A 19,784-nucleotide genomic window follows, 5' to 3' on the forward strand; every position below is an offset into this window, starting at 1 on the left:
GCGCCAAGCCTGCCAAATCTGCGGGCTGCGGCGGTTGATCATCGGGCAACGAAGCATCTTTATAGCGCGTTTTCAGGGGCTTGGCAAGCATCCGGCAGTACCCCCGGCACATTTTCGAGCCGCCCCGTGGCGGGCCCCGGATCGAGCTCCAGCCCGCGCATCACGGCGGCAGTGCGATTCTCCACCCCCAGCTTCACGTACACATGCTGCAGGTGCTTTTGCACGGTGCGGGCACTGATGCCGAGCATGGCGGCGATCTCGCGATCCGTCTTGCCATGCGCCAGCCAGCGCAGTACCTGCTGCTCGCGCACGGTCAGCCTGGCGAGCATGGAGATCGCATGGATGTCCTGGCTAAGGCTCGATGTACGCATTGCGGCAGGTAGACGGCCAGCGCGGCGGTACGCAATGCTGCGTATTGGCGCGCTCCCGTGTGTGAACCAACATGGATGAGGCCAGTATAGGCGCAGCCGGCGCGCGCAGCGGCGCGGTGGTGGCCCCTGCACAGGTTTGCCCGGGGGAAGGCAGGCGAACGTGGCGTGCCAGGCTCGTCCGGCACGGGCGGGGCCATTTGGGGGGAGTAAAACACCATGCCGATCGACGAAGGGAGGCTGAAGGCCTTCATGGACCAGTTCGTCCAGGATTTGGGGGCGGTCATGCATGCCGCGACCATCGTGCTGGGCGATGCACTGGGTCTTTACAAGGCCCTGGCCGAGAAGCCGATGACCGTACAGGTGCTGGCCGAGAAGACGCACACGGATGAACGCTATCTGCGTGAGTGGCTGTCCGCGCAGGCGGCCAGCGGCTATGTCGTCTATGACGCGGCGGGCGAGATGTTCAGCCTGACGGAGGAGCAGGCATTCGCGCTGGCCCAGGAGGGCAGTCCCGCCTTTATCCCCGGCGCGTTCCAGATCGCGGTGGCGCAGTTCAAGGCGATCCCCAAGATGGTGGATGCCTTTCGCAACGGGCACGGGCTTGGCTGGCATGAGCACGATCCGTCGCTGTTCCACGGCACGGATCGTTTCTTCCGGCCGGGCTATGCCGCGCACCTGACCTCGGAGTGGATTCCGGCGCTCGAAGGCGTGCAGGCCAGGCTGCAGGCCGGCGCGCGCGTAGCCGACGTGGGCTGTGGGCATGGCGCCTCAACCATCATCATGGCGCAGGCTTATCCCGCATCGGAATTCCACGGCTTCGACTACCACGAGCCATCGATCCGCTTCGCCACGGAGGCGGCGGCGCGCGCCGGCCTGCGCGACCGGGTACATTTCGAGGTGGCAAAAGCCAAGGAGTATGGCGGCAAGGACTACGACCTCGTGGCCGTGTTCGATTGCCTGCACGATATGGGCGATCCGGTTGGCGCGGCCGCCCACGTGCGCGAGACCTTGCGCCCGGACGGCACCTGGATGATCGTCGAGCCTTTCGCCAACGACCGGCTGGAGGAGAACCTGAATCCGGTCGGGCGGGTGTACTACTCCGCCTCGACCTTCATCTGCACGCCGGCGTCGCGTTCGCAGGAGGTGGGCCTGTGCCTGGGCGCCCAGTCGGGCGAGGCTCGCATGCGCTCGGTGGTGCAGCAGGGCGGTTTTTCGCGCTTCCGCCGGGCAGCGCAAACGCCGTTCAATCTGATCTACGAGGCGCGGCCCTGAAGGGAAGAGCGGCCGCGCACGGCCCCAAGCCTGGCCTCAGGCGGTGCCGCCCACCGTCATGTTTTCGATGCGCAGGGTCGGCTGGCCCACGCCCACCGGCACGCTCTGGCCTTCCTTGCCGCATACGCCGACGCCCGAGTCCAGGCGCATGTCGTTGCCGATCATGGTGACGTCCTTGAGCGATTCCGGACCGTTGCCGACCAGCGTGGCGCCCTTGACCGGCGCGGTGATCTTGCCATCCTCGATCAGGTAGGCCTCGCTGGCGGAGAAGACAAACTTGCCGTTGGTGATGTCGACCTGGCCGCCGCCGAAGTTGACCGCGTAGAGGCCGCGCTTGACGCTGGCGATGATCTCCTGCGGATCCCGGTTGCCGTTGAGCATATAGGTGTTGGTCATGCGCGGCATCGGCAGCGCGGCGTAGCTTTCGCGGCGCGCGTTGCCGGTCACCGGCATCTTCATCAGGCGTGCGTTGAGCGTGTCCTGCATATAGCCCTTGAGGATGCCGTCCTCGATCAGCGTGGTGCACTGGGTGGGGTTGCCCTCGTCGTCGAGGTTGAGCGAGCCGCGGCGGTTGGCCAGCGTGCCGTCGTCCACCACGGTCACGCCCTTGGCCGCCACCCGCTCGCCCATGCGCCCGGCGAAGGCCGACGAGCCCTTGCGGTTGAAGTCGCCTTCCAGCCCGTGGCCGATGGCTTCGTGCAGCAGCACGCCGGGCCAGCCCGGGCCGAGCACGACCGTCATGGCGCCGGCGGGAGTCGGGCGTGCCTCGAGATTGACCAGTGCCGAGGCCACCGCTTCATCCACATACTTCTGCAGCAGTTCGTCGCTGAAATATCCGTAGGCATAGCGGCCGCCACCACCTGAGGAGCCGATCTCGCGGCGCCCGTTCTGCTCGGCGATCACCGTGACGGAGACCCGCACCAGCGGCCGCACGTCGGCGGCGATGACGCCGTCGCTGCGCGCCACCAGGACCACGTCGTACTCACCGGCCAGGCCTGCCATGACCTGCACCACACGCGGGTCCTTGGCGCGTGCCATGCGTTCCACGCGCTCGAGCAGCGCTACCTTGTCGGCGGCTTCCATCGAATCGAGCGGGTCGTTGGGCGAGTACAGGTTGCGCCCGCCCTGGGAGGCCATCTTGCCCGCCACCTTGACGCGGCCGCTGCCGGCGCGGCCGATGGTGCGGGTCGCGGCCCCGGCTTTCAGCAGGGCGTCGAGGCTGATGTCGTCGGAGTAGGCGAAGGCCGTCTTGTCGCCGGACACGGCGCGTACGCCGACGCCCTGGTCGATGCTGAAGCTGCCCGACTTGACGATGCCTTCTTCCAGGCTCCACGCTTCATTGCGGGTGTACTGGAAGTACAGGTCGGCGTAGTCGACCTTATGGGTGAAGATGTCCGCCAGCACGCGCTGCAGCTTCACTTCGTCGAGGCCGTAGGGAGCCAGCAGCAATTGCTGGGCGGTGGCGAGGTTGCGGATTCCGAGGTCGCCGGCGTTCATGGTTGTCCTTTATCGTCGTGCCGCGGCGGCGCCAAGGCGCCGCCGCGTGGAAATCTGGGGATGTTGGCGGCTCCGGGGAGCCGGCCTTGTCTGGTTGTACATGCTACAGCACGCGATGGCGCAGCGCAGGCAGGTTCTGCCTCACTTCGTCCAGGCGCGCGGGATCGATCAGTCCGCTCACCACGCCTTCGCCTTCCGGCAGCACCGCCATCACCTCGCCCCAGGGATCGATCAGCATGGAGTGGCCCCAGGTGCGGCGGCCGTTCTCGTGCTTCCCGCCCTGTGCCGCGGCCAGCACATAGCACTGGTTTTCAATGGCGCGGGCACGCAGCAGGATTTCCCAGTGCGCCTGGCCGGTGGTGTAGGTGAAGGCGGCCGGCATCAAAATCAAGCTGGTGCCGCCGCCAGCGGCGGCGAGCTGGCGATAGAGTTCCGGGAAGCGCAGGTCGTAGCAGACCGACATGGCGACGCGGCCGCAGGGCGCCTCGAAACTGGCCGGGGTATTGCCGGCCAGGATGGTACGCGATTCGTCGTAGCTTTCGGTGCCCCGCGTAAAGCCGAACAGGTGGATCTTGTCATAGCGCGCCACGCGTTCGCCGCGCGGGTCGTAGGCGAGCGAGGTGTTGTGGACGCGTGCCTCATCCTCGCACCACAAGGGCAAGGTGCCGCCTACCAGCCAGATGCGGTGGCGGCGCGCGGCGCCGGCCAGGAAGGCCTGGATCGGACCGTCGCCGTCGCGCTCGCGGATGGCGACCTTGTCGCTTTCGCGCAGGCCCATCATGCAGAAGTACTCCGGCAGCAGCACCAGTTCGGCGCCGCCCTGCGCCGCTTGCGCGATCAGCGCTTCGGCGCGGGCCAGGTTGGCCTCGGGCGAGACACCGCTGACGGTCTGGATGGCAGCGACGCGAAATGGTGCCGCGCTGGCGGCTTGGGCGGAGGCGTTTGCGGTCATGAAGCGGTTTCCTTGGCTGGCGGCGGCTGCAGGGGAGCGAATCCGCCCCATCCGTGCGGCTCGGCCAGATCCTGGCGGCGGCGCAGCCGGACCGGCCGGGCATCGGCGATCGCTTTGGACCCGGGCCTTAGCCGTTCATGCAAACGGGGCGGTCATGGTGCCGGGTAGACGCGATTCGACGGGCCCTGCACAGGGGGCGTGTCGGCCCTATTCTCCCCCACTTTGGTAATCTGCGGGTTCGCCCAGCTGCCGCTGATGTGGTACCGGCGGCTAAAGGCCTTGGAGAATTCATCGGCGAACATCAACTGGGCAGCCAGCGTGCCGATGCCCAGCGCCGGATTGATAAAGGCTGCCGCCACCGAGGCGGACGTGGCGTTGATACGCGGCACCACCGTCACGTCGAGGTCCTGCGTCTCGCGCGGGATATTCGCGCTGCCCGTCATCGAGGCGCGCAGTTGCGCACCCTTGAGCGCGAAGTCCTTGGTGCTGGCCACGCCGCTCTCGATGGTACCGGTGCCCGTGATCTCGTCGAACACCATGCCCTGGCCCGCCACGCCGCGGAAATCGAAGGTGGCCAGCCGCATCAGGCCCTGCAGGCTGAGCACGCCCAGCAGCTTGGCCGCGCCCGGATCCACGCTGAGGATCTGGCCATTCTCAAGCTTGAGCTTCATCTGGCCCGTCAAGGTGGGGTAGTCGATTGACATCGGCGAACCGCGCCACGCCACCCGGCCCTCGAAAGTGCCGTGGCTGTCGGCCAGGATGTGCGGCAGGCCCATGCGTTCAAGCACCTGGCCGCCGTTGCGGACATCGAGCTTGAAATCGAGCCGCGTGCGGCGCTCCGCATCGGCGCCTTCGCGCAGCCGGCGCGGCAGGCGCCAGCTGCCGCTGCCGGTGAAGGTGGCGCCGGGTTGTTCGATGACGAGGCGCTCCAGCGTCCATGCAGGCTCGCCGCCGCTTTCGCCAGAGTGCGCCTTGACCTCCAGCTTGCCGAAATCGCGGCCGTGCAGTTCGAAGCGATCGGCCACCAGGTCAATCGCGGGCAAATCGCTCGTATTGTCCGCCAGCGTCTCGGCAACGTTGCCCGCATCGGTGGTGTCGGGGATATTCAGGCGCGAAAGACGCAGCGTCAGCGCCCCTGCCGGCGTGGCTGCATCGTTACGCCAGCGCAGGTTGCCTGCGATCTGGCGAGAATCGATCTGAACGGTCCAGCCGGCGCTCTCGCGGCTGGCCTCCAGCACGACATCGTCGAGTTGCCGGCCATAGGCCTGCAGCGCGCGCACCCGCGCGGAGAACTTCTCCGGCATGAACGCGGAGGGAACGGTAACCGCGCTGGCGCCGGCCTTGCCGCTATCCGTGAGCAGGCCATGCCAGGCGTCGAGGTCGAAGCGGCCGGCGGTCAGCGCCGCCACGACGCCGCTGGCCGGTTGCGGCGCCGGCTGTTCGACGCCGATGCCGCCCGACTGCACTTCCACGCCATCGGCGTTGCGGCGCAGCAGATAGCGCGCATTGAGCACGTTGCCATACTGCAAGAGCATCTCTTCGCTGCCGGCGCGAGCCGCGGCGGGCCGGAGCTCAAAGCGCAAGGGCAGGGCCTGGCTGGCGCTCTTGGCCACCGGGGCAGGCATGCCCACCGCCAAGCCGGTCAGTTCCGAAGTGACCGTGATCTGCGGCTGATGCTCGCGCACCCCGATCACCGCGCTATAAGCGGTACTGCCTTCCAGTTTCTGCGCCAGGCCGGCCATCGGCGAGCCGGTGAGCGCCTCGCGAATGCCCTGGGCGCTGGCATTGCCGCCGGCATTGACGCGTACCGTGCCGTCCGCCTGGCTGCCGCCGCTGGCGCGAATCTCGCCGCCGAGGAAACGGGCGCGCAGATCGTTGAGCTGGAAGCCGTGCTCGTTGAAGGCGACGACGCCGGTGGTGCCCGCCAGCACGGGCAATTGCGGGGTGAGCACCACATCGTTGCCCGGTAGCCGGAACTGGCCATCGACCTTGGCGTCCTGCGCCGCGGTGAGGGGAAGATCCAGCTTGAGGCGCAGCTCGCCATTGCCCTGGGCGCGCATGTCGCTGGTCACCTGGCCGGTCCAGTCGCGTACCGGGCTGGCAGCCACGAAATGCAGGAAGCCCGTCATCGCTCCGCTGGCGCTGCCGTCCAGCACCAGGCGGCCGTGATCCGCGAGGTCGGCGATGCGGCCGTTGACATCCTGCAGCGTGACGCCGGCAACGCCTTGCACGCCGGCGCGCTGTGCCACGAAGGACAGCCCGCCGCGTTCGAACAGCAAGCGGCCGCTGATGTCGGTGAAGTCCGGCCACGCCTTGCCGCCGTTGCTGGCGGCGCTGCCCGGCGCCGCGCTCAGGTGGGGCGCGATCTGGTAGCTGACATGCTGGATCGGCACCTCGACCCGGAAGTCGCCGGCGCCTTCGTGCGGGCTGTGGAAGGGGAAGTGTTCCAGGTCGCCCTTGAGCAGGAACTTGACGTCGCTGGCTTCGCCTGTCACCAGGGCGCCGGCCAGGTACTGGCGTGTCGCGGCGGGGATGCCCGTGGGCAGGTAGCGCGGCACCCGGTTGACCTGGGCGCGCACCAGTTCACCCGTGAGATCGGCAATGCCGCCGTGCCCGTCGCCGCCGGCATGCCAGGTGCCACGCACGCTGCCCGCGGTATCCGCGTTGGCAAACTGGACGCCGTCGGTGCGCATCGCCAGCTTGCCGTTGTCGTTGGTCCAGCGCACTTCGCCGCTGATCTGGTCGAAGGGCAGGCGTGGCTCGTCGAACATGCCGGGGAACACCAGGGCGGAATTGCTGCCTTCGAAGCGGGCGCTGCCCTGCCGTTCGTCGAAACTGAAGCTGCCGGAGAGCCGCGAAAAGCCAGGCACGCCCAGGTGGGGCTTGCCGTTGGCACCTGTCGGCGGGTTTGCGGGCTGGCTCAGCACCGAGACGTTGCGCAGCGTGCCCTGCACGTTGAAGTGGCGCTGGCCATCGCGGCGGCTGAGTAAGCCCTGGCGATCGCGGGTCCAGTTCACGTCCAGGTTGTCGATATGGCCGGAGGGCTGGAGCGCGCGCAGCTGGCGCGACAAGGCGGTGTCGAGCGGCAGAGAGGTGGCTAGTGCGCGCACGGTGTTCAGGTCGAACGTGGGTGCCTTCAGCGTGAACTTGCGCAACTGGCCTTTGTTGTCGGTGGCCCAGCCCACCACCACCTTGCGCATGCCTTCGCGCCAGGCGCTTTCCCCGCTCGCCACGCTGGCGGCGGCGCCCGCCTCGGCGGCGGCGGCCGACGCCGCCGAGGCAGGCTGGTCTTGCCGTGCCAGCGGCACGGCCGGACCCTCGGCGGGTTCGGGCTGCCACAGCAGGGTGTCGATGGTGAGGATGTTGTCGCGGTCGCGGCCGGCACGGTGCAGGACGAAGGCCTGGGCGCTAGCCAGCTTGAGCTGTTCGGGCGCGCCGGCCAGTTTCAGGTCCACGCCATTGGCGCGCAGCCTCGCCTGGCTGCGGGTGATCTGGCCGCCGCGGAATTCGATCGTGCCGTCGGTGCTGAAGGTGCCGCGCGCGACCCGCTCGAAGATCGCAGTGTAGCGTTGCAGTACCGGCAGCTCAAGCCGGCCAAGGTCCCAGCTGGCCTGCCCGTGCCAGTTGTGCCAGTCGCCGGTGCGATGCAGGTAGTCATGGCGAAAATCTGCCTGCACCACAAGGGGGCGGGGCGCGAGCGTCGCCGACTGCGCTTCCAGTTTGAGGAGGTGGCGCGAGCCCAGGCGCTGCACGCTGAGCTGGATATTGCCGACGTCGAGCTGGGGCAGGTGGTTCTTGTCGTCGAGCCAGCGCAGCTTGCCGTCGGTGAGCTCGACCTTCCCCTGGGACAGCAGCCAGTCGAACAGCCGGTTGTCTTGCGGCTGGGCACCGGTGGTGTCCACTGCCAGCCCGGCTACCTGGAGCTTGCCGTCGGCGGAACGCCGTACCAGCAGGTCGGTATGGCTGGCGGATATCCGCTGGAACAGCACGTCCATGCTTAACAGCGATCGCCATGACAACTTGCCATCGAGCGCGCCGGCCGCCAGCAGCACACGCTGTTCGGCGTCGACCGCCTTGACGTCGCGGGCACGGAAAGCAGGGTGCCAGCCGTCCCAGTAGGTGTCCAGCTGGCCGATGCTCAAATGGGCCGCCAGCGCCACCGAACCGCGCTGTTCCAGCCAGATGCGGGCCGCCGAGGCCTCGGGCCAGAGCACGAAGCGGATCAGCAGGCCGGCCAGCAGGGCGACCAGCAGCAGCGACAGGGCCAGGCGTATCAATACGCGGCCCAGGCCGCGCCACATGGGATGGCGCAAGGCTGCGAGCAGGGCGCGGCCGAGCGCGCGCGCCAATGCCAGCGGGCGGCGCCTGGAAAGTTGCAAAGGAGTAGAGCCTGCACCGGCGGCCCCGTCGAGCGCCGGCGTGCCGCCGGTGGTCGGGGCGGGCTCGGCGGGTGGGGTGGCGCGGCTGGACATGCGCAGATTATCCGACAATACTAGGCGCTCTCCAATTCGGTGCCTGACCGGCCGTGCATAACGCGCGGGCCGGCACAGTGCCGGCTCACGCGCTTCCAAGTAACAGGAATGACTTCCACTGATCCGACGAGTTCCACGGCTGCGCCCAATCCCGCCGCTACCGACGCCGGCGCCGCCGGCGAACATGCTTCCGGCAACACTTCCTGCGCTGCCAGGCAAGCGGTGGCCGACATGGCCACGGGCCTGTACGCGACGGTGGCCGCCGCGGAACTCGTGCCGGTCGACTGCGCCGGCATAGCATTGTACTCGCCCGCCTATTCGTATTACACCCGCCGTATCGTGCAAGCCCGCCCGGAGCTTGCCGGAACCGTTGCGCGCGTCCGCGAGCAGCCGCTGACGCGGGCCTGGATGGACGCGCGGCTGAAGGCGCTGCATGAGCCGTCGGCCGATGTTGATGAGGCCATCAAGCGCGCGTTGCGCCGCTTGCGCGCCGAAGTGATGTGCGTGGTGATCGAGCGCGACCTGCGCGGCCTGGCGACTCTGGGCGAGGTCACTGGCGCGATGACGGACCTGGCCGAACTGGGCATCCAGTATGGCCTGGCCATGCTGGAAGCGGACCTGGCGCCGAGCTATGGCCGGCCTGTCGGGGAAAGCAGCGGCGAGGTCCAGGAACTGGTGGTGGTCGGCATGGGCAAGCTCGGCGGCCGCGAGCTCAATGTGTCGTCCGACATCGACCTGATCTTCCTGTACGACGAAGACGGCGACACGCGCGGCGGCCAGCGCAGCCTGTCCAACCACGAGTACTTCATCCGCCTGGGACGCCGCCTGATCAACCTGCTGGCCGACGTGACCGCCGATGGCTACGTGTTCCGCGTCGACATGCGCCTGCGCCCCAACGGCGACGCCGGGCCCCTGGCGTGCAGCCTCGGCATGCTGGAGCAGTACCTGATGGTGCAGGGGCGCGAGTGGGAGCGTTACGCCTGGATCAAGGGCCGGGTGGTATCGGCGCTGGACACGCCGCATGCGCAGCGCACTGCGGCGCAGCTGTCTAGCCTCACCACGCCCTTCGTGTTTCGCCGCTACCTCGATTACGGCGTGATTGCCGCGATCCGCTCGCTGCACGCGCAGATCCGCGCCGAGGCCGCCAAGCGCAGCGGCGGGCTGGCGGCGCCCGGCGGCGGGCAGCGCGTGAACCAGCGTGCCTTCAATATCAAGCTGGGCCGCGGCGGTATCCGCGAGATCGAGTTCATGGCCCAGGTCTTCCAGCTGATCCGCGGCGGGCAGGACCCGGCGCTGCGCATCCGGCCCACGCTGGAAGTCCTGGCGGTGGCCGTGGATCATGGCTTGCTGCCTGCCGGCCAGGCCGAGCAGCTGGCCGATGCCTACCGCTTCCTGCGCCAGCTCGAGCACCGCCTGCAGTATCGCGACGATGCCCAGACCCACCACCTGCCCACCGCCGCGGATGAGCAACTGGCCGTGGCGCGCATGATGGGCTGCGCCGACTGGCCGGCTTTGCTGGAACGGCTGTCGTCGCTACAGGATCCGGTGGCGCAGCAGTTCGAAGCCACCTTCTCCGATCCCGATGAAGCCCACGCGCCTTGCGAGGCGCTGTGGCCGGCGTTGATACAGGAAGAGCAGGACGAACCGCCGTGCGAGCGCCTGGCGGGTGCCGGCTTTCAGGATTGCAACGCATTGCTCGACCGCTTGCGCGCCATTGGCGCCTCGCTGCGCTACCGGGCGTTGTCGGAGCAGAGCCGGATGCGCTTCGATCTGCTGGTCAACCGCGCGCTCGACCTGGCTTCGCGCCAGGACGACGCCGACCGCACCATTGCGCGCTTTGTCGACTTTCTCGATGCCATCAGCCGCCGCGCGTCTTACCTGTCGCTGCTGTCGGAATACCCGCAGGCGATGGCGCGCGTGGCCGACACGCTGCACGCATCGAGCTGGGCGGCAGCCTATCTCACGCGTCATCCGCAACTGCTCGACGAGCTGCTCGACAGCGATGCGCTGGCCGGCGCGCCCGACTGGAATGGCTTCCGCAGCCGCCTGGCCGCACGCCTCGATGCGGCCGACGGACAGATCGAAGCGCAGATGGACATCCTGCGCCGCGAGCACCATGCCGAGACCTTCCGCATCCTGCTGCAAGACCTGCAAGGCATGCTGACGGTGGAGCAGATCGCCGACCGTCTGTCGGACCTGGCCGATGCCATGCTCGACGTGACCTTGCAGGCCGTCTGGCGCCAGCTTGCCACGCGGCATGCCGAGCAGCCGCGCTTTGCCGTGATCGCCTACGGCAAGCTGGGCGGCAAGGAGCTGGGCTATGCCTCGGACCTCGACATCATCTTCCTCTACGAGGACGAACACGAACGCGCGCCCGACGTCTATGCCGCCTACGCGCGCCGGCTGATCACCTGGCTGACCAGCCATACCGCTGCCGGCACGCTGTTCGACGTCGACACGCGCCTGCGCCCCAACGGCGAGGCGGGGCTGCTGGTGACCAGCTTCGAAGGCTTCCGTCGCTACCAGCAGCGCGAGGGCGACAACACTGCCTGGGTGTGGGAGCACCAGGCCCTCACGCGCGCACGTTTTTGCGCGGGAGACCCGGCGATCGGCGCGCACTTCGAAAGCCTGCGCGACGAGATCCTGCGCCAGCCTCGCGATGCCGCCACGCTGCGCGGCGAGATCGTCGCCATGCGCCACAAGGTGTCCGAGGGGCATCCCAACCCAAGCGGTCTGTTCGACCTCAAGCACGACCGTGGCGGCATGGTCGACATTGAGTTCACGGTGCAATACCTCGTGCTGTTGCACAGCCACGACCATCCCGCGCTGACGCGCAATGCCGGCAATATTGCGCTGCTGCGCACCGCCGGCGAGCTTGGCCTGATCGATGCCACGCTGGCGCGCGAAGTGGGCGACGCGTATCGCGTATTCCGCGCGCGCCAGCACCAGTTGCGCCTGGATGGCCAGGCTCACGCACGTGTTGCGCCGGGCGCCGTGGCGCCGCAGGCGGCGCAAGTCCGCTCGCTCTGGCAGGCGGTGTTCGGCGAGCCGGCAGAGCCCGGAAAATGAATCCGCCCGTGGCCGGCGCCGTGCGCTGGCCGGCTTTGCTGGCCGCGCTGGCGGCGACTGCCGCCCTGAGCGCCGCCTTTACCTTCGTACCATGGCTGCATGCGCAGGGACTCTATCTGCGCGACGCGGTCATGGGCCACGGCGCGGCCGGCCAGTGGTGGCGCCTGTTTACGGCGATGTGGGTCCACCTCGGCTGGCAGCACTGGCTGGCCGACCTGCTGGCTGCCGCGGGCCTGATGCTGCTGGTCGGGCGCGAGGCGCGCGCCGGCGCGATGCTGGCGGTGCTGGTTGCCTGCGGCATAGCGGTGCAGTTGGCGCTGTGCCGGGTTCCCTCGGTGGGCTGGTATGGCGGATTGTCCGGCGCGCTGCACGGGTTGGCCCTTTGGGGTGGTCTGCGCCTGCTGATTGGCAGTGGCGTGTCGCGCGTGCTTGGGGTGGTGCTTTGCCTGGGCGTGCTGGTCAAGATCTGGCTGGAGCAGTCGTGGCTCGCGCCGGTGGTATTCGACGCGCAGTGGGGCTTCGGGGTGGTGCGTATCTCGCACGCGGCCGGCACGGTGGCCGGCCTGGCGCTTTGGCTGGTGCAGGAGTGGTGGCAACGCCGTCACGGCCAGTCAGCCGCATAGGCATGCCGGAGGCAGGATGCCCGGCCTCGGCACAGCGTCATTCGCTTAGCGCGGTTTCGCCGAACGCCGACGCCGTCCGGACCAGCTCAGCAGCAAGCCAAGTGCGCACAGGCCCAGCGCGAGCGGCCACGACAGCGCACCGCCGCCACCGCCACCGCCGCCACCGTCGGAGGATGTGCCGGGCGTGCTGGGCGGAGGCGGCTGGGCCAGCTGCGTGGCGGCGATGACGGCGGCGTTTGCATCGAGCAGGCCTGCACCACATTTGCCGGTACCCGTGGTGGTCGTGCAAAACGTGCCTGCAGGGTGGGGGCGCGCAGAACTCTTCAGGGTGGCAAGCACCTGGGCGGGTGTCAGCGCCGGATTGGCCGCGAGCATCAGCGCTGCCACGCCCGACACCAGCGGCGTGGCAAAGCTCGTGCCCTGGGAACTGGTGACCGTGTAATTGCCAAGCGACGTGGTGCCGTCATTGGAGAGGGTGCGGATGAAGGAATTCGCCACCGAACACGTATTGCCGTTGCTGCCTTGCACGACTTTGGAATTGCCGCAGCCACCGCCAGGCGCGCTCAGCGAGACTTGCGGTCCCACATTGGCATAGCCGGCGTTCTCGCCGTCGTTGGCGTGGGCCGTGACGGCCACCACGCCACTGCAGTCGGCTGGCGCCTCGACCGCACTGGCGCTGTTGCCTGTGGCGGCAACCACGATCACGCCGTTGGCGGCGAGGTCGTTCACGGCCTGCTGCTCGATGCTGGAGCAGGTGCCGCCGCCCAGGCTCACGTTGATCACGCGCGCGGGGGTGGGGTTGGCCGGAGCATTGGGCACGGCGAGGCCGCCGGCCCACCGCATGCCATCCACGGTGTCGGACAGCAACGCGCCGCAGCGGCCGGATACGCGCACCGGCTGGATGCGCGCGTTCCAGTCCACGCCGGCGATATTCACCCCGTTGTTGGTCAGCGCTCCCAGCGTCCCCGCCACGCGGGTGCCGTGCCAGCTATTGTTGGTGGCAGTGGTGGTTGGCGCCGATGTGCCGGGACAGGTGAATCCGCTCGGTACGCCGTCGCCAGCATCGGTAGCATCGGTGTCGCGCCCGTCGCCGTCATTGGCGATGCTGGTGTCGGTAATGAAGTCATAGCCAGGCACGATGCGCGCGGCCAGGTCCGGGTGCGGCAGGTAGCCGGTATCGAGCACCGCGATCACGAGGCTGCTGCTGCCGCGCGTGCGGTCCCATGCCGGCGGCAGGTTGACGCCGCCCACCACTTGCGCGGGCGTACCGAGGTACGGCTGGTTGAGCGCGAATTCGGGATCGTTGGGTGCCGTGTCATGCAGGTGCAGCCAGCGGTCCGGCACCACCTCCGCGATGCGGGGATCCTGGCGCAGCCGGGCGGCGGTGGCCTCGGGGTCGGCGGCATCGCTGCCGGAGACGCTCAGCAATTGCAGGCTGCCGCCCATCTGGCGCTTGACCGCGAGCGCCACGCCAGTATTCTGGCGAACGCTCAGCATGCGGTCGGGCTGGCCGCTGGCGGCAGCGCTGCTGCTGCCGTCGCGCCAGCGTACGATGAAGTTGCCGCTGTAGCGCGGCGCCGGGCGTGCGGCGGGGTCGGGAGCCGCGCTGGCGGAGGCCGGTGCCCCCAGCCAGAGGGCGGCGCCCAGCGCCAGCAGCAGGGCGCCGTGGCGCGCTATGCGTCTTGTGCCGCATGACCGGTACTGAAGCGGTTGCTGCATGTCTGCCTTCTCCCGTTAAGCCCGCGTCGGACTGACCGCGGTGGGGCTTTCCCTGCGGAGCGCCCCGGAATCTGCAAGAGCGCGATCGCGCCGGGAACCACGGTTACAGCATTCAACCTTCAACGTTCAAGTCAGGGAAACCGGCTACAGAGCCTGCCCGCCCCGCCATGCCCGCAGTGCGGGCGCGCCGGCTTCAGCCCGGCGGCATGTCGCGTCCCATGGGCATGGTGCGATTCGGCTTGAGCACCCGGTCCGGTTCGGCCAGCTCGATGCGGGGAGCGGCTCGCAGCGTGGCCACGGCCTGATCCATCGTAGCATCACCGGATTGCGAAATGGCAGTGACCAGCCAGACGCCGCCCGACATCGGCCGCTTGACGACGAAACGGATCGGCCCGGAAATCGACTCCAGCAGGCGGCCGGCCTCTTCGGAGCCGGTCACCGGCGGCGCGCTGAAGCGCACCATGATGTCGCCCACGGCACGGTCGGCGCTGATACTGCTGGCCGGCGCGTAGGGGCGCTGCTGCGCCTGGCAAGCGGTGAGTGCGAGCAGTGCCAGCAGGCCGCAGGCGGCGGTGATCCGCAGCGGGCGAGCCATTGAGCGGGAGTGCGGCAGTTTGCCGGTTGACATGGGATAACTCCTGGATGGTTACTGGGCCGGTGCGGGACGCGGGCGATCAGCTTGCGCTCCGGCGCGAACGGCGCACTTCCCGGGCCGTGCCGGTGGCGCCGCGCACGCCTTGCGCGAGCATTTCCTCGGCGTGCTGCACGGTGGTGGCGGTCACGGTGGTGCCGCCCAGCATGCGGGCGGTCTCGACCACGCGGCCGGCCGGGTCGAGTGCGCGGATGCGCGAGCGGGTGACCGAGCCCTTGCCTTCGGGCTGGCTGGTCTCCTTGCTGACCAGCAGGTGGGCGCCGGCCTGGGCGGCGACTTGCGGCAGGTGGGTCACGCACAGCACCTGGCGGGCTCGGCCAAGCTCCTGCAGCCGGCGGCCTACCACTTCGGCCACCGCACCGCCGATGCCTGTGTCGACCTCGTCGAAGATCAGGGTCGGGGTAGGCGCGGCCTCACTGGTGATGACGGAGATCGCCAGGCTGATACGGGCGAGTTCGCCGCCCGAGGCCACCTTGGCGAGGGGACGCGCGCTGACGCCGGCATGGCCGGCCACCAGGAACTCGACTTGTTCCAGGCCGTGGCTTTGCCCTTCGTCGAGCGGGTGCAGCGCCACCGCGAAGCTGCCGCCCGCCATGGACAGGCCTTGCATGGCGTCCGTGACGGCGGCCGACAGACTTTCGGCCGCCACCTTGCGGGCGGCGCCGAGGTGCTGGGCGATGGTCAGGTAAGCGGCTCGGGCCGCGGCCTCGCGCGCCATCGCCTTGTTCAGGTCCTGGGCGGACTGGAGGTCGTCGAGCTGCTGGCGGCGGGCCATCAGTTCGTCGGGCAGTTGCTCAGGCGGCAGCCGGTACTTGCGCGCGGTGGTGTGCAGAGCCTGCATGCGCGCTTCCACCAGTTGCAGGCGTTCGGGGTCGAGATCGAGCCGGTCGACATAGCGGTTGAGCGAGTGAGCGGCTTCCTCGACCTGCACCAGGGCCGGGTCCAGCGCCGCCAGCACGTCGCCCAGGCCGGGATCGACGCCCGCCAGCTGCCGCAGGCGCTGCACCACGCTGTTGAGTGCCGACAGTACCGAGCCATCGGCCTCGGACAGCGCTTCCAGCGCGGCGCGGCTGCCCTCGATCAGCCCCGCGGCGTGCGACAGCCGGTTGTATTCGGCCTGGATGTCTTCCCACTCGCCAGGTTGCGGCGCCAGCTTCTCGAGTTCGCCGACCTGCCATTCGAGCCGTTCGCGCTCAAGCTGCATCTCGCGCGAGCGGTGCTCGATGGTTTCGCGCTGGCGCACGCAGGCACGCCACGAGCGCCAGGCCTCGGCTACGGCGCCCGCCTGGGCGGTAAGGCCGGCATGGGCATCCAGCAGCAGGCGCTGGGCGTCCGGGCGCAGCAGCAACTGGTGGGCATGCTGGCCGTGGATGTCGACCAGGCGGTCGCCGATGTCGCGCAACTGGCCCAGCGTGGCGGCGGCGCCATTGATAAAGGCCTTGCTGCGCCCGCTGGCGTCGACGGTCCGGCGCAGCAGCACGGTGCCATCGTCGCCGGTGAGGTCGTGTTCGGCCAGCCATTCATCGAGCCCGGCGGGGGTGGCGAAGGTGGCGCTGATGCTGGTCCGGGCGGCGCCTTCGCGGACCACGCCGGCGTCGGCGCGCTCACCCAGCACCAGGGCCAGCGCATCGATCAGGATCGACTTGCCGGCGCCGGTCTCGCCGGTGAAGACGGTGAAGCCCGGGGAGAAGTCGAGGTCGAGCGTATCGACGATGACGAAATCGCGGATGGACAGGCTGCGCAGCATCGTGGGCGATGGGTCGGGGTCAGGGGCGGATTCGGTTTGGGGGCGGCGGATCTGGGCCGGATCGGTCAGGATCGGCGCGGCTCAGAGCCGGTTGTCTTCGCTCGGGTACTCGTGCCAGTGCAGCTTCTTGCGCAGCGTGGCGTAATAGTTGTAGCCGATCGGATGCAGCAGGTTGACGGTCTTGGCCGACCGGCGAACCACAATGCGGTCGCCCGGCAGCAACGAGGTCAGCGACTGCATGTCGAAGTTGACGCTCGCGTCGCGCGCCGTGGCCACCTCGATCGAGACTTCGGCGTCATGCGGCAGGACGATCGGGCGGTTGGACAATGCATGCGGGGCAATCGGCACCAGCACCAGCCCCGACAGGGTGGGGTGCAGGATCGGGCCGCCCGCCGACAGCGCATAGGCGGTCGAGCCGGTCGGCGTCGAGACGATCAGGCCGTCCGAGCGCTGGTTGTACATGAAGTGCCCGTCCACGGAGACCGCCAGTTCGACCATGCCGGAGATGCCGGAACGGTTGACCACGACGTCATTGAAGGCCAGCGCGGAAAAGATCACGCCGTCGTCGCGTACCACCTGCGACTCCAGCAGCATGCGGGTCTCCGACTCGTAGCGGCCTGCAAGCATGTCGGGCAGCACCGAATGCACGTCTTCCAACGGGATGTCGGTCATGAAGCCGAGGCGCCCGTGGTTCACGCCGATCAGCGGCACCGGGTAGCCGGCCAGCTGGCGCGCCAGGCCCAGCAAGGTACCGTCGCCGCCGAGCACAACCGCCACATCGGCATGCTTGCCGATCTCGTCCGGCGCCAGCGCCGGATAGTCGGTCAGCCCGGTAGCCATCGCGGTTTCGCGCTCGAACACGACATCCTGGCCGTTCCGGAGGATGCAGGCGGCCAGATCCTCCAGCGGGCCCTCGATGCCGGCAGTGGCGTACCTGCCGATCAGGGCGACGGTGCGAAAGGGCGCGCGCGCGGCGCCGGGCGTGGGGAGCGAAGACATGCCGGGATTAGACCATACCGCCGCGACCATTGTCAGCAGATGGGCACCTGCGGCCGGGCCGGAACACGGATGAGCCGCCCGAACGGGGTAAACTTGCGTAAAATCGGGAACATCATGGATGAACGTGCAAAAACGCTTCTCAAAACCCTGATCGAGCGCTATATCGCCGAGGGACAACCCGTGGGCTCACGGACCTTGTCGAAGTACTCCGGGCTCGATCTGTCCCCTGCCACCATCCGCAATGTGATGTCGGATCTGGAGGAGATGGGGTTTATTGCCAGCCCGCATACCTCGGCCGGGCGCATTCCGACGCCGCGGGGTTATCGCTTGTTCGTCGACACCATGCTGACCGCCCAGCCGCTGGATGGCGCGCTTAACCTGGCTGAACTGACCGGCAAGATCCAGGGCCAGTTGCGCGGCCAGCAGCTTGGGCCGCAGCGGATGATCACCTCGGCGGCTCATACCTTGTCCAACCTGTCTCAGTTCGCCGGCGTGGTGATGACCCCGCGCCGCGCCCAGGCGTTCCGCCAAGTGGAATTCATGCGGCTCTCGGACAAGCGCATCCTGCTGATCATCGTCACGCCGGAGGGCGATGTGCAGAACCGCATCATCCAGACCGAACTGCCATATACCCCGTCGCAACTGGTCGAGGCGGCCAATTTCATCAACTCGCACTTTGCCGGCATGAGCTTCGACAACGTGCGCGACCACCTGCGCGGCGAACTGCAGGCGCTGCGCATGGATATGTCGCAGCTGATGCAGGCCGCGGTGGAGGCGGGCAGCAACGCCATGGCCGAGGAAGAGGACGATCACGTCTTTATCTCGGGCGAGCGCAAGTTGCTCGAAGTGGAGGATCTTTCCTCCAGCATGGAAAAACTGCGCAAGCTGTTCGACGTGTTCGAGCACAAGACCGGCCTGCTCAAGCTGCTCGATGTCTCCAGCCACGCCCAGGGCGTGCAGATCTTCATCGGCGGCGAGAGCAAGCTGGTGCCGCTGGAAGACATGGCGGTCATTACCGCGCCCTACGAAGTCGACGGCCAGATCGTCGGCACGCTCGGGGTGATCGGGCCGACCCGCATGGCCTACGAGCGGGTGATCCCGATCGTCGACATCACTGCGCGCCTGTTGTCCAGCGCGCTCAGCCAGAACTAGTGTCGTCCTGGTCCGGTCTCACAGACTGCCTGTTCCGTTCATCCTGTAAGCTCGGCGAGACCTGGCGGCCGCGCGCCCTGTGCCCGCGCCGCTCCGCCACACCGGAAATTACATGACGTTTACTCCCGAGCCGGCCTATCAGCATGGCCAGGCGCCGCGCACGGCGATCCTGCTGATCAACCTCGGCACACCCGATGCGCCGACGCCTAAAGCGGTCGGCAGCTACCTCAAGCAGTTCCTGTCGGATCCGCGCGTCGTGGAGATTCCCCGCGCCGCGTGGCTGCCGATCCTGTACGGCCTCATCCTGCCGCTGCGCTCGCGCGCGTCGGCGATGAAGTACGAATCGATCTGGCTGCGCGAAGCTCATATGACGGGGTCGCCGCTGCTGGTGCACACCGAGCGCCAGGCCCATGCCTTGCAATTACTGCTCAACCAGCATGGCCACGAAGTTACCGTGGCGTGCGCCATGCGTTATGGCAACCCCTCGATCGGGTCGGTGCTGGAGGCGCTGCGGCGCCAGGGGACCGAGCGCATCCTGCTGCTGCCCCTGTACCCGCAATACTCAGGCACCACCACCGCGACCGCCTTCGACGAGGCGTTTCGTGTGCTCAAGGCGTGGCGAAACCAGCCGGAGTTGCGGCTGGTCAAGCATTTTCACGACCATCCGGCGTACATTGCGGCCTTGCACCAGCAGGTCGGGGCATACTGGGCGCAACACGGCACACCGGATTTCGCGCGTGGCGACAAGCTGATCCTGTCGTTTCACGGGGTGCCGCGCAGGACGCTGGAACTGGGCGATCCCTACCACTGCGAATGCCTGAAGACCGGGCGCCTGCTGGGCGAGGCGCTGGGTTTGCAGCCCGGGCAGTACCAGGTCACGTTCCAGTCGCGCTTCGGCAAGGCGGAGTGGCTGCAGCCCTATACCGCGCCTACCCTGCAAGAGCTAGGCAAGGTCGGTACCGGCCGGGTCGACGTGTTTTGTCCCGGCTTCCCGGCGGACTGCCTCGAAACGCTCGAAGAGATCGCCATGGAAGGGCGGTCCGCGTTCCAGGTGGCTGGCGGCAAGGTATTCCACTACATTCCTTGCCTCAATGATGCGGAAAGCTGGATCGCCGGGCTCGCGGAGATCGGATTGCAGCACCTGCAAGGCTGGCCGCTGCGGATGCCCCATCCGCATGAACTGGAAGCCCGGCGCACACAAGCCCAGACCCGCGGTGCGGCGGCATGAGCGGCGCGGGAGCAACGGCATGGAGGTGAAT

Annotated in this window: 13 protein-coding genes; 5 read left to right on the forward strand and 8 right to left on the reverse strand. The window is 68.3% G+C overall.

Features of this window, described 5'->3' with window-relative positions; genetic code table 11:
• Positions 1-59 precede the first annotated feature (59 nt).
• Complete coding sequence (locus ACZY0R_RS21610; protein ID WP_488861089.1) at positions 60-371, reverse strand: helix-turn-helix domain-containing protein; 312 nt, start codon at positions 369-371, stop codon at positions 60-62.
• Positions 372-587: 216 nt separating this feature from the next.
• Between ACZY0R_RS21610 and ACZY0R_RS21615 the strand changes: the two genes are divergently transcribed.
• Complete coding sequence (locus ACZY0R_RS21615) at positions 588-1,643, forward strand: class I SAM-dependent methyltransferase (protein ID WP_488861091.1); 1,056 nt, start codon at positions 588-590, stop codon at positions 1,641-1,643.
• A 36-nt stretch (positions 1,644-1,679) separates the two neighbouring features.
• Here ACZY0R_RS21615 and tldD read toward each other — a convergent pair whose 3' ends face one another.
• The 3 genes from tldD to ACZY0R_RS21630 form a co-directional block, all read right to left on the reverse strand.
• Positions 1,680-3,140 carry a metalloprotease TldD gene (tldD, locus tag ACZY0R_RS21620; protein WP_276287790.1) on the reverse strand — a complete coding sequence of 487 codons (1,461 nt, stop codon included), beginning with the start codon at positions 3,138-3,140 and terminating at the stop codon, positions 1,680-1,682.
• Positions 3,141-3,243: 103 nt separating this feature from the next.
• Positions 3,244-4,092 (reverse strand): carbon-nitrogen hydrolase family protein, encoded by an 849-nt coding sequence (locus ACZY0R_RS21625; RefSeq protein WP_488861093.1) that lies wholly within the window; start codon positions 4,090-4,092, stop codon positions 3,244-3,246.
• A gap of 152 nt (positions 4,093-4,244) precedes the next feature.
• The gene (locus ACZY0R_RS21630) at positions 4,245-8,564 is read right to left on the reverse strand and encodes a YhdP family protein (RefSeq protein WP_488861095.1); all 4,320 of its coding nucleotides are present in this window, start codon (positions 8,562-8,564) and stop codon (positions 4,245-4,247) included.
• 231 nt (positions 8,565-8,795) lie between these two features.
• Between ACZY0R_RS21630 and glnE the strand changes: the two genes are divergently transcribed.
• Together glnE and rrtA are read left to right on the forward strand one after the other, a co-directional pair.
• Entirely contained in the window at positions 8,796-11,633 is a 2,838-nt protein-coding gene (gene glnE, locus ACZY0R_RS21635; RefSeq protein ID WP_488866093.1) for a bifunctional [glutamate--ammonia ligase]-adenylyl-L-tyrosine phosphorylase/[glutamate--ammonia-ligase] adenylyltransferase, read from the forward strand.
• The gene (rrtA, locus tag ACZY0R_RS21640) at positions 11,630-12,256 is read left to right on the forward strand and encodes a rhombosortase (RefSeq protein ID WP_488861097.1); all 627 of its coding nucleotides are present in this window, start codon (positions 11,630-11,632) and stop codon (positions 12,254-12,256) included. The genes glnE and rrtA overlap by 4 nt, the downstream gene beginning before the upstream one ends.
• Before the next feature lie 45 nt (positions 12,257-12,301).
• Here the strand turns inward: rrtA and ACZY0R_RS21645 are convergent, their stop codons facing one another.
• The 4 genes from ACZY0R_RS21645 to ACZY0R_RS21660 form a co-directional block, all read right to left on the reverse strand.
• Positions 12,302-13,975: a S8 family peptidase gene (locus tag ACZY0R_RS21645; protein WP_488861099.1), complete on the reverse strand. Its 1,674-nt coding sequence runs from the start codon at positions 13,973-13,975 to the stop codon at positions 12,302-12,304.
• A gap of 193 nt (positions 13,976-14,168) precedes the next feature.
• Positions 14,169-14,603, reverse strand: coding sequence for a hypothetical protein (locus ACZY0R_RS21650; RefSeq protein WP_035868517.1), 435 nt, complete (start codon positions 14,601-14,603; stop codon positions 14,169-14,171).
• A gap of 46 nt (positions 14,604-14,649) precedes the next feature.
• Positions 14,650-16,374, reverse strand: a complete 1,725-nt coding sequence (recN, locus tag ACZY0R_RS21655) for a DNA repair protein RecN (protein ID WP_488861101.1) — start codon at positions 16,372-16,374, stop codon at positions 14,650-14,652.
• Positions 16,375-16,455: 81 nt separating this feature from the next.
• Positions 16,456-17,373, reverse strand: a complete 918-nt coding sequence (locus ACZY0R_RS21660) for an NAD kinase (protein WP_488861103.1) — start codon at positions 17,371-17,373, stop codon at positions 16,456-16,458.
• A 114-nt stretch (positions 17,374-17,487) separates the two neighbouring features.
• Between ACZY0R_RS21660 and hrcA the strand changes: the two genes are divergently transcribed.
• Both hrcA and hemH read left to right on the forward strand, forming a co-directional pair.
• On the forward strand, positions 17,488-18,525 hold the full coding sequence (gene hrcA / locus ACZY0R_RS21665) for a heat-inducible transcriptional repressor HrcA (RefSeq protein ID WP_488861105.1): 1,038 nt from the start codon (positions 17,488-17,490) through the stop codon (positions 18,523-18,525).
• Between the two features lie 112 nt (positions 18,526-18,637).
• On the forward strand, positions 18,638-19,753 hold the full coding sequence (gene hemH, locus ACZY0R_RS21670; protein WP_488861107.1) for a ferrochelatase: 1,116 nt from the start codon (positions 18,638-18,640) through the stop codon (positions 19,751-19,753).
• Positions 19,754-19,784 lie beyond the last annotated feature (31 nt).

This window comes from Cupriavidus sp. F041 (genome assembly GCF_057814235.1).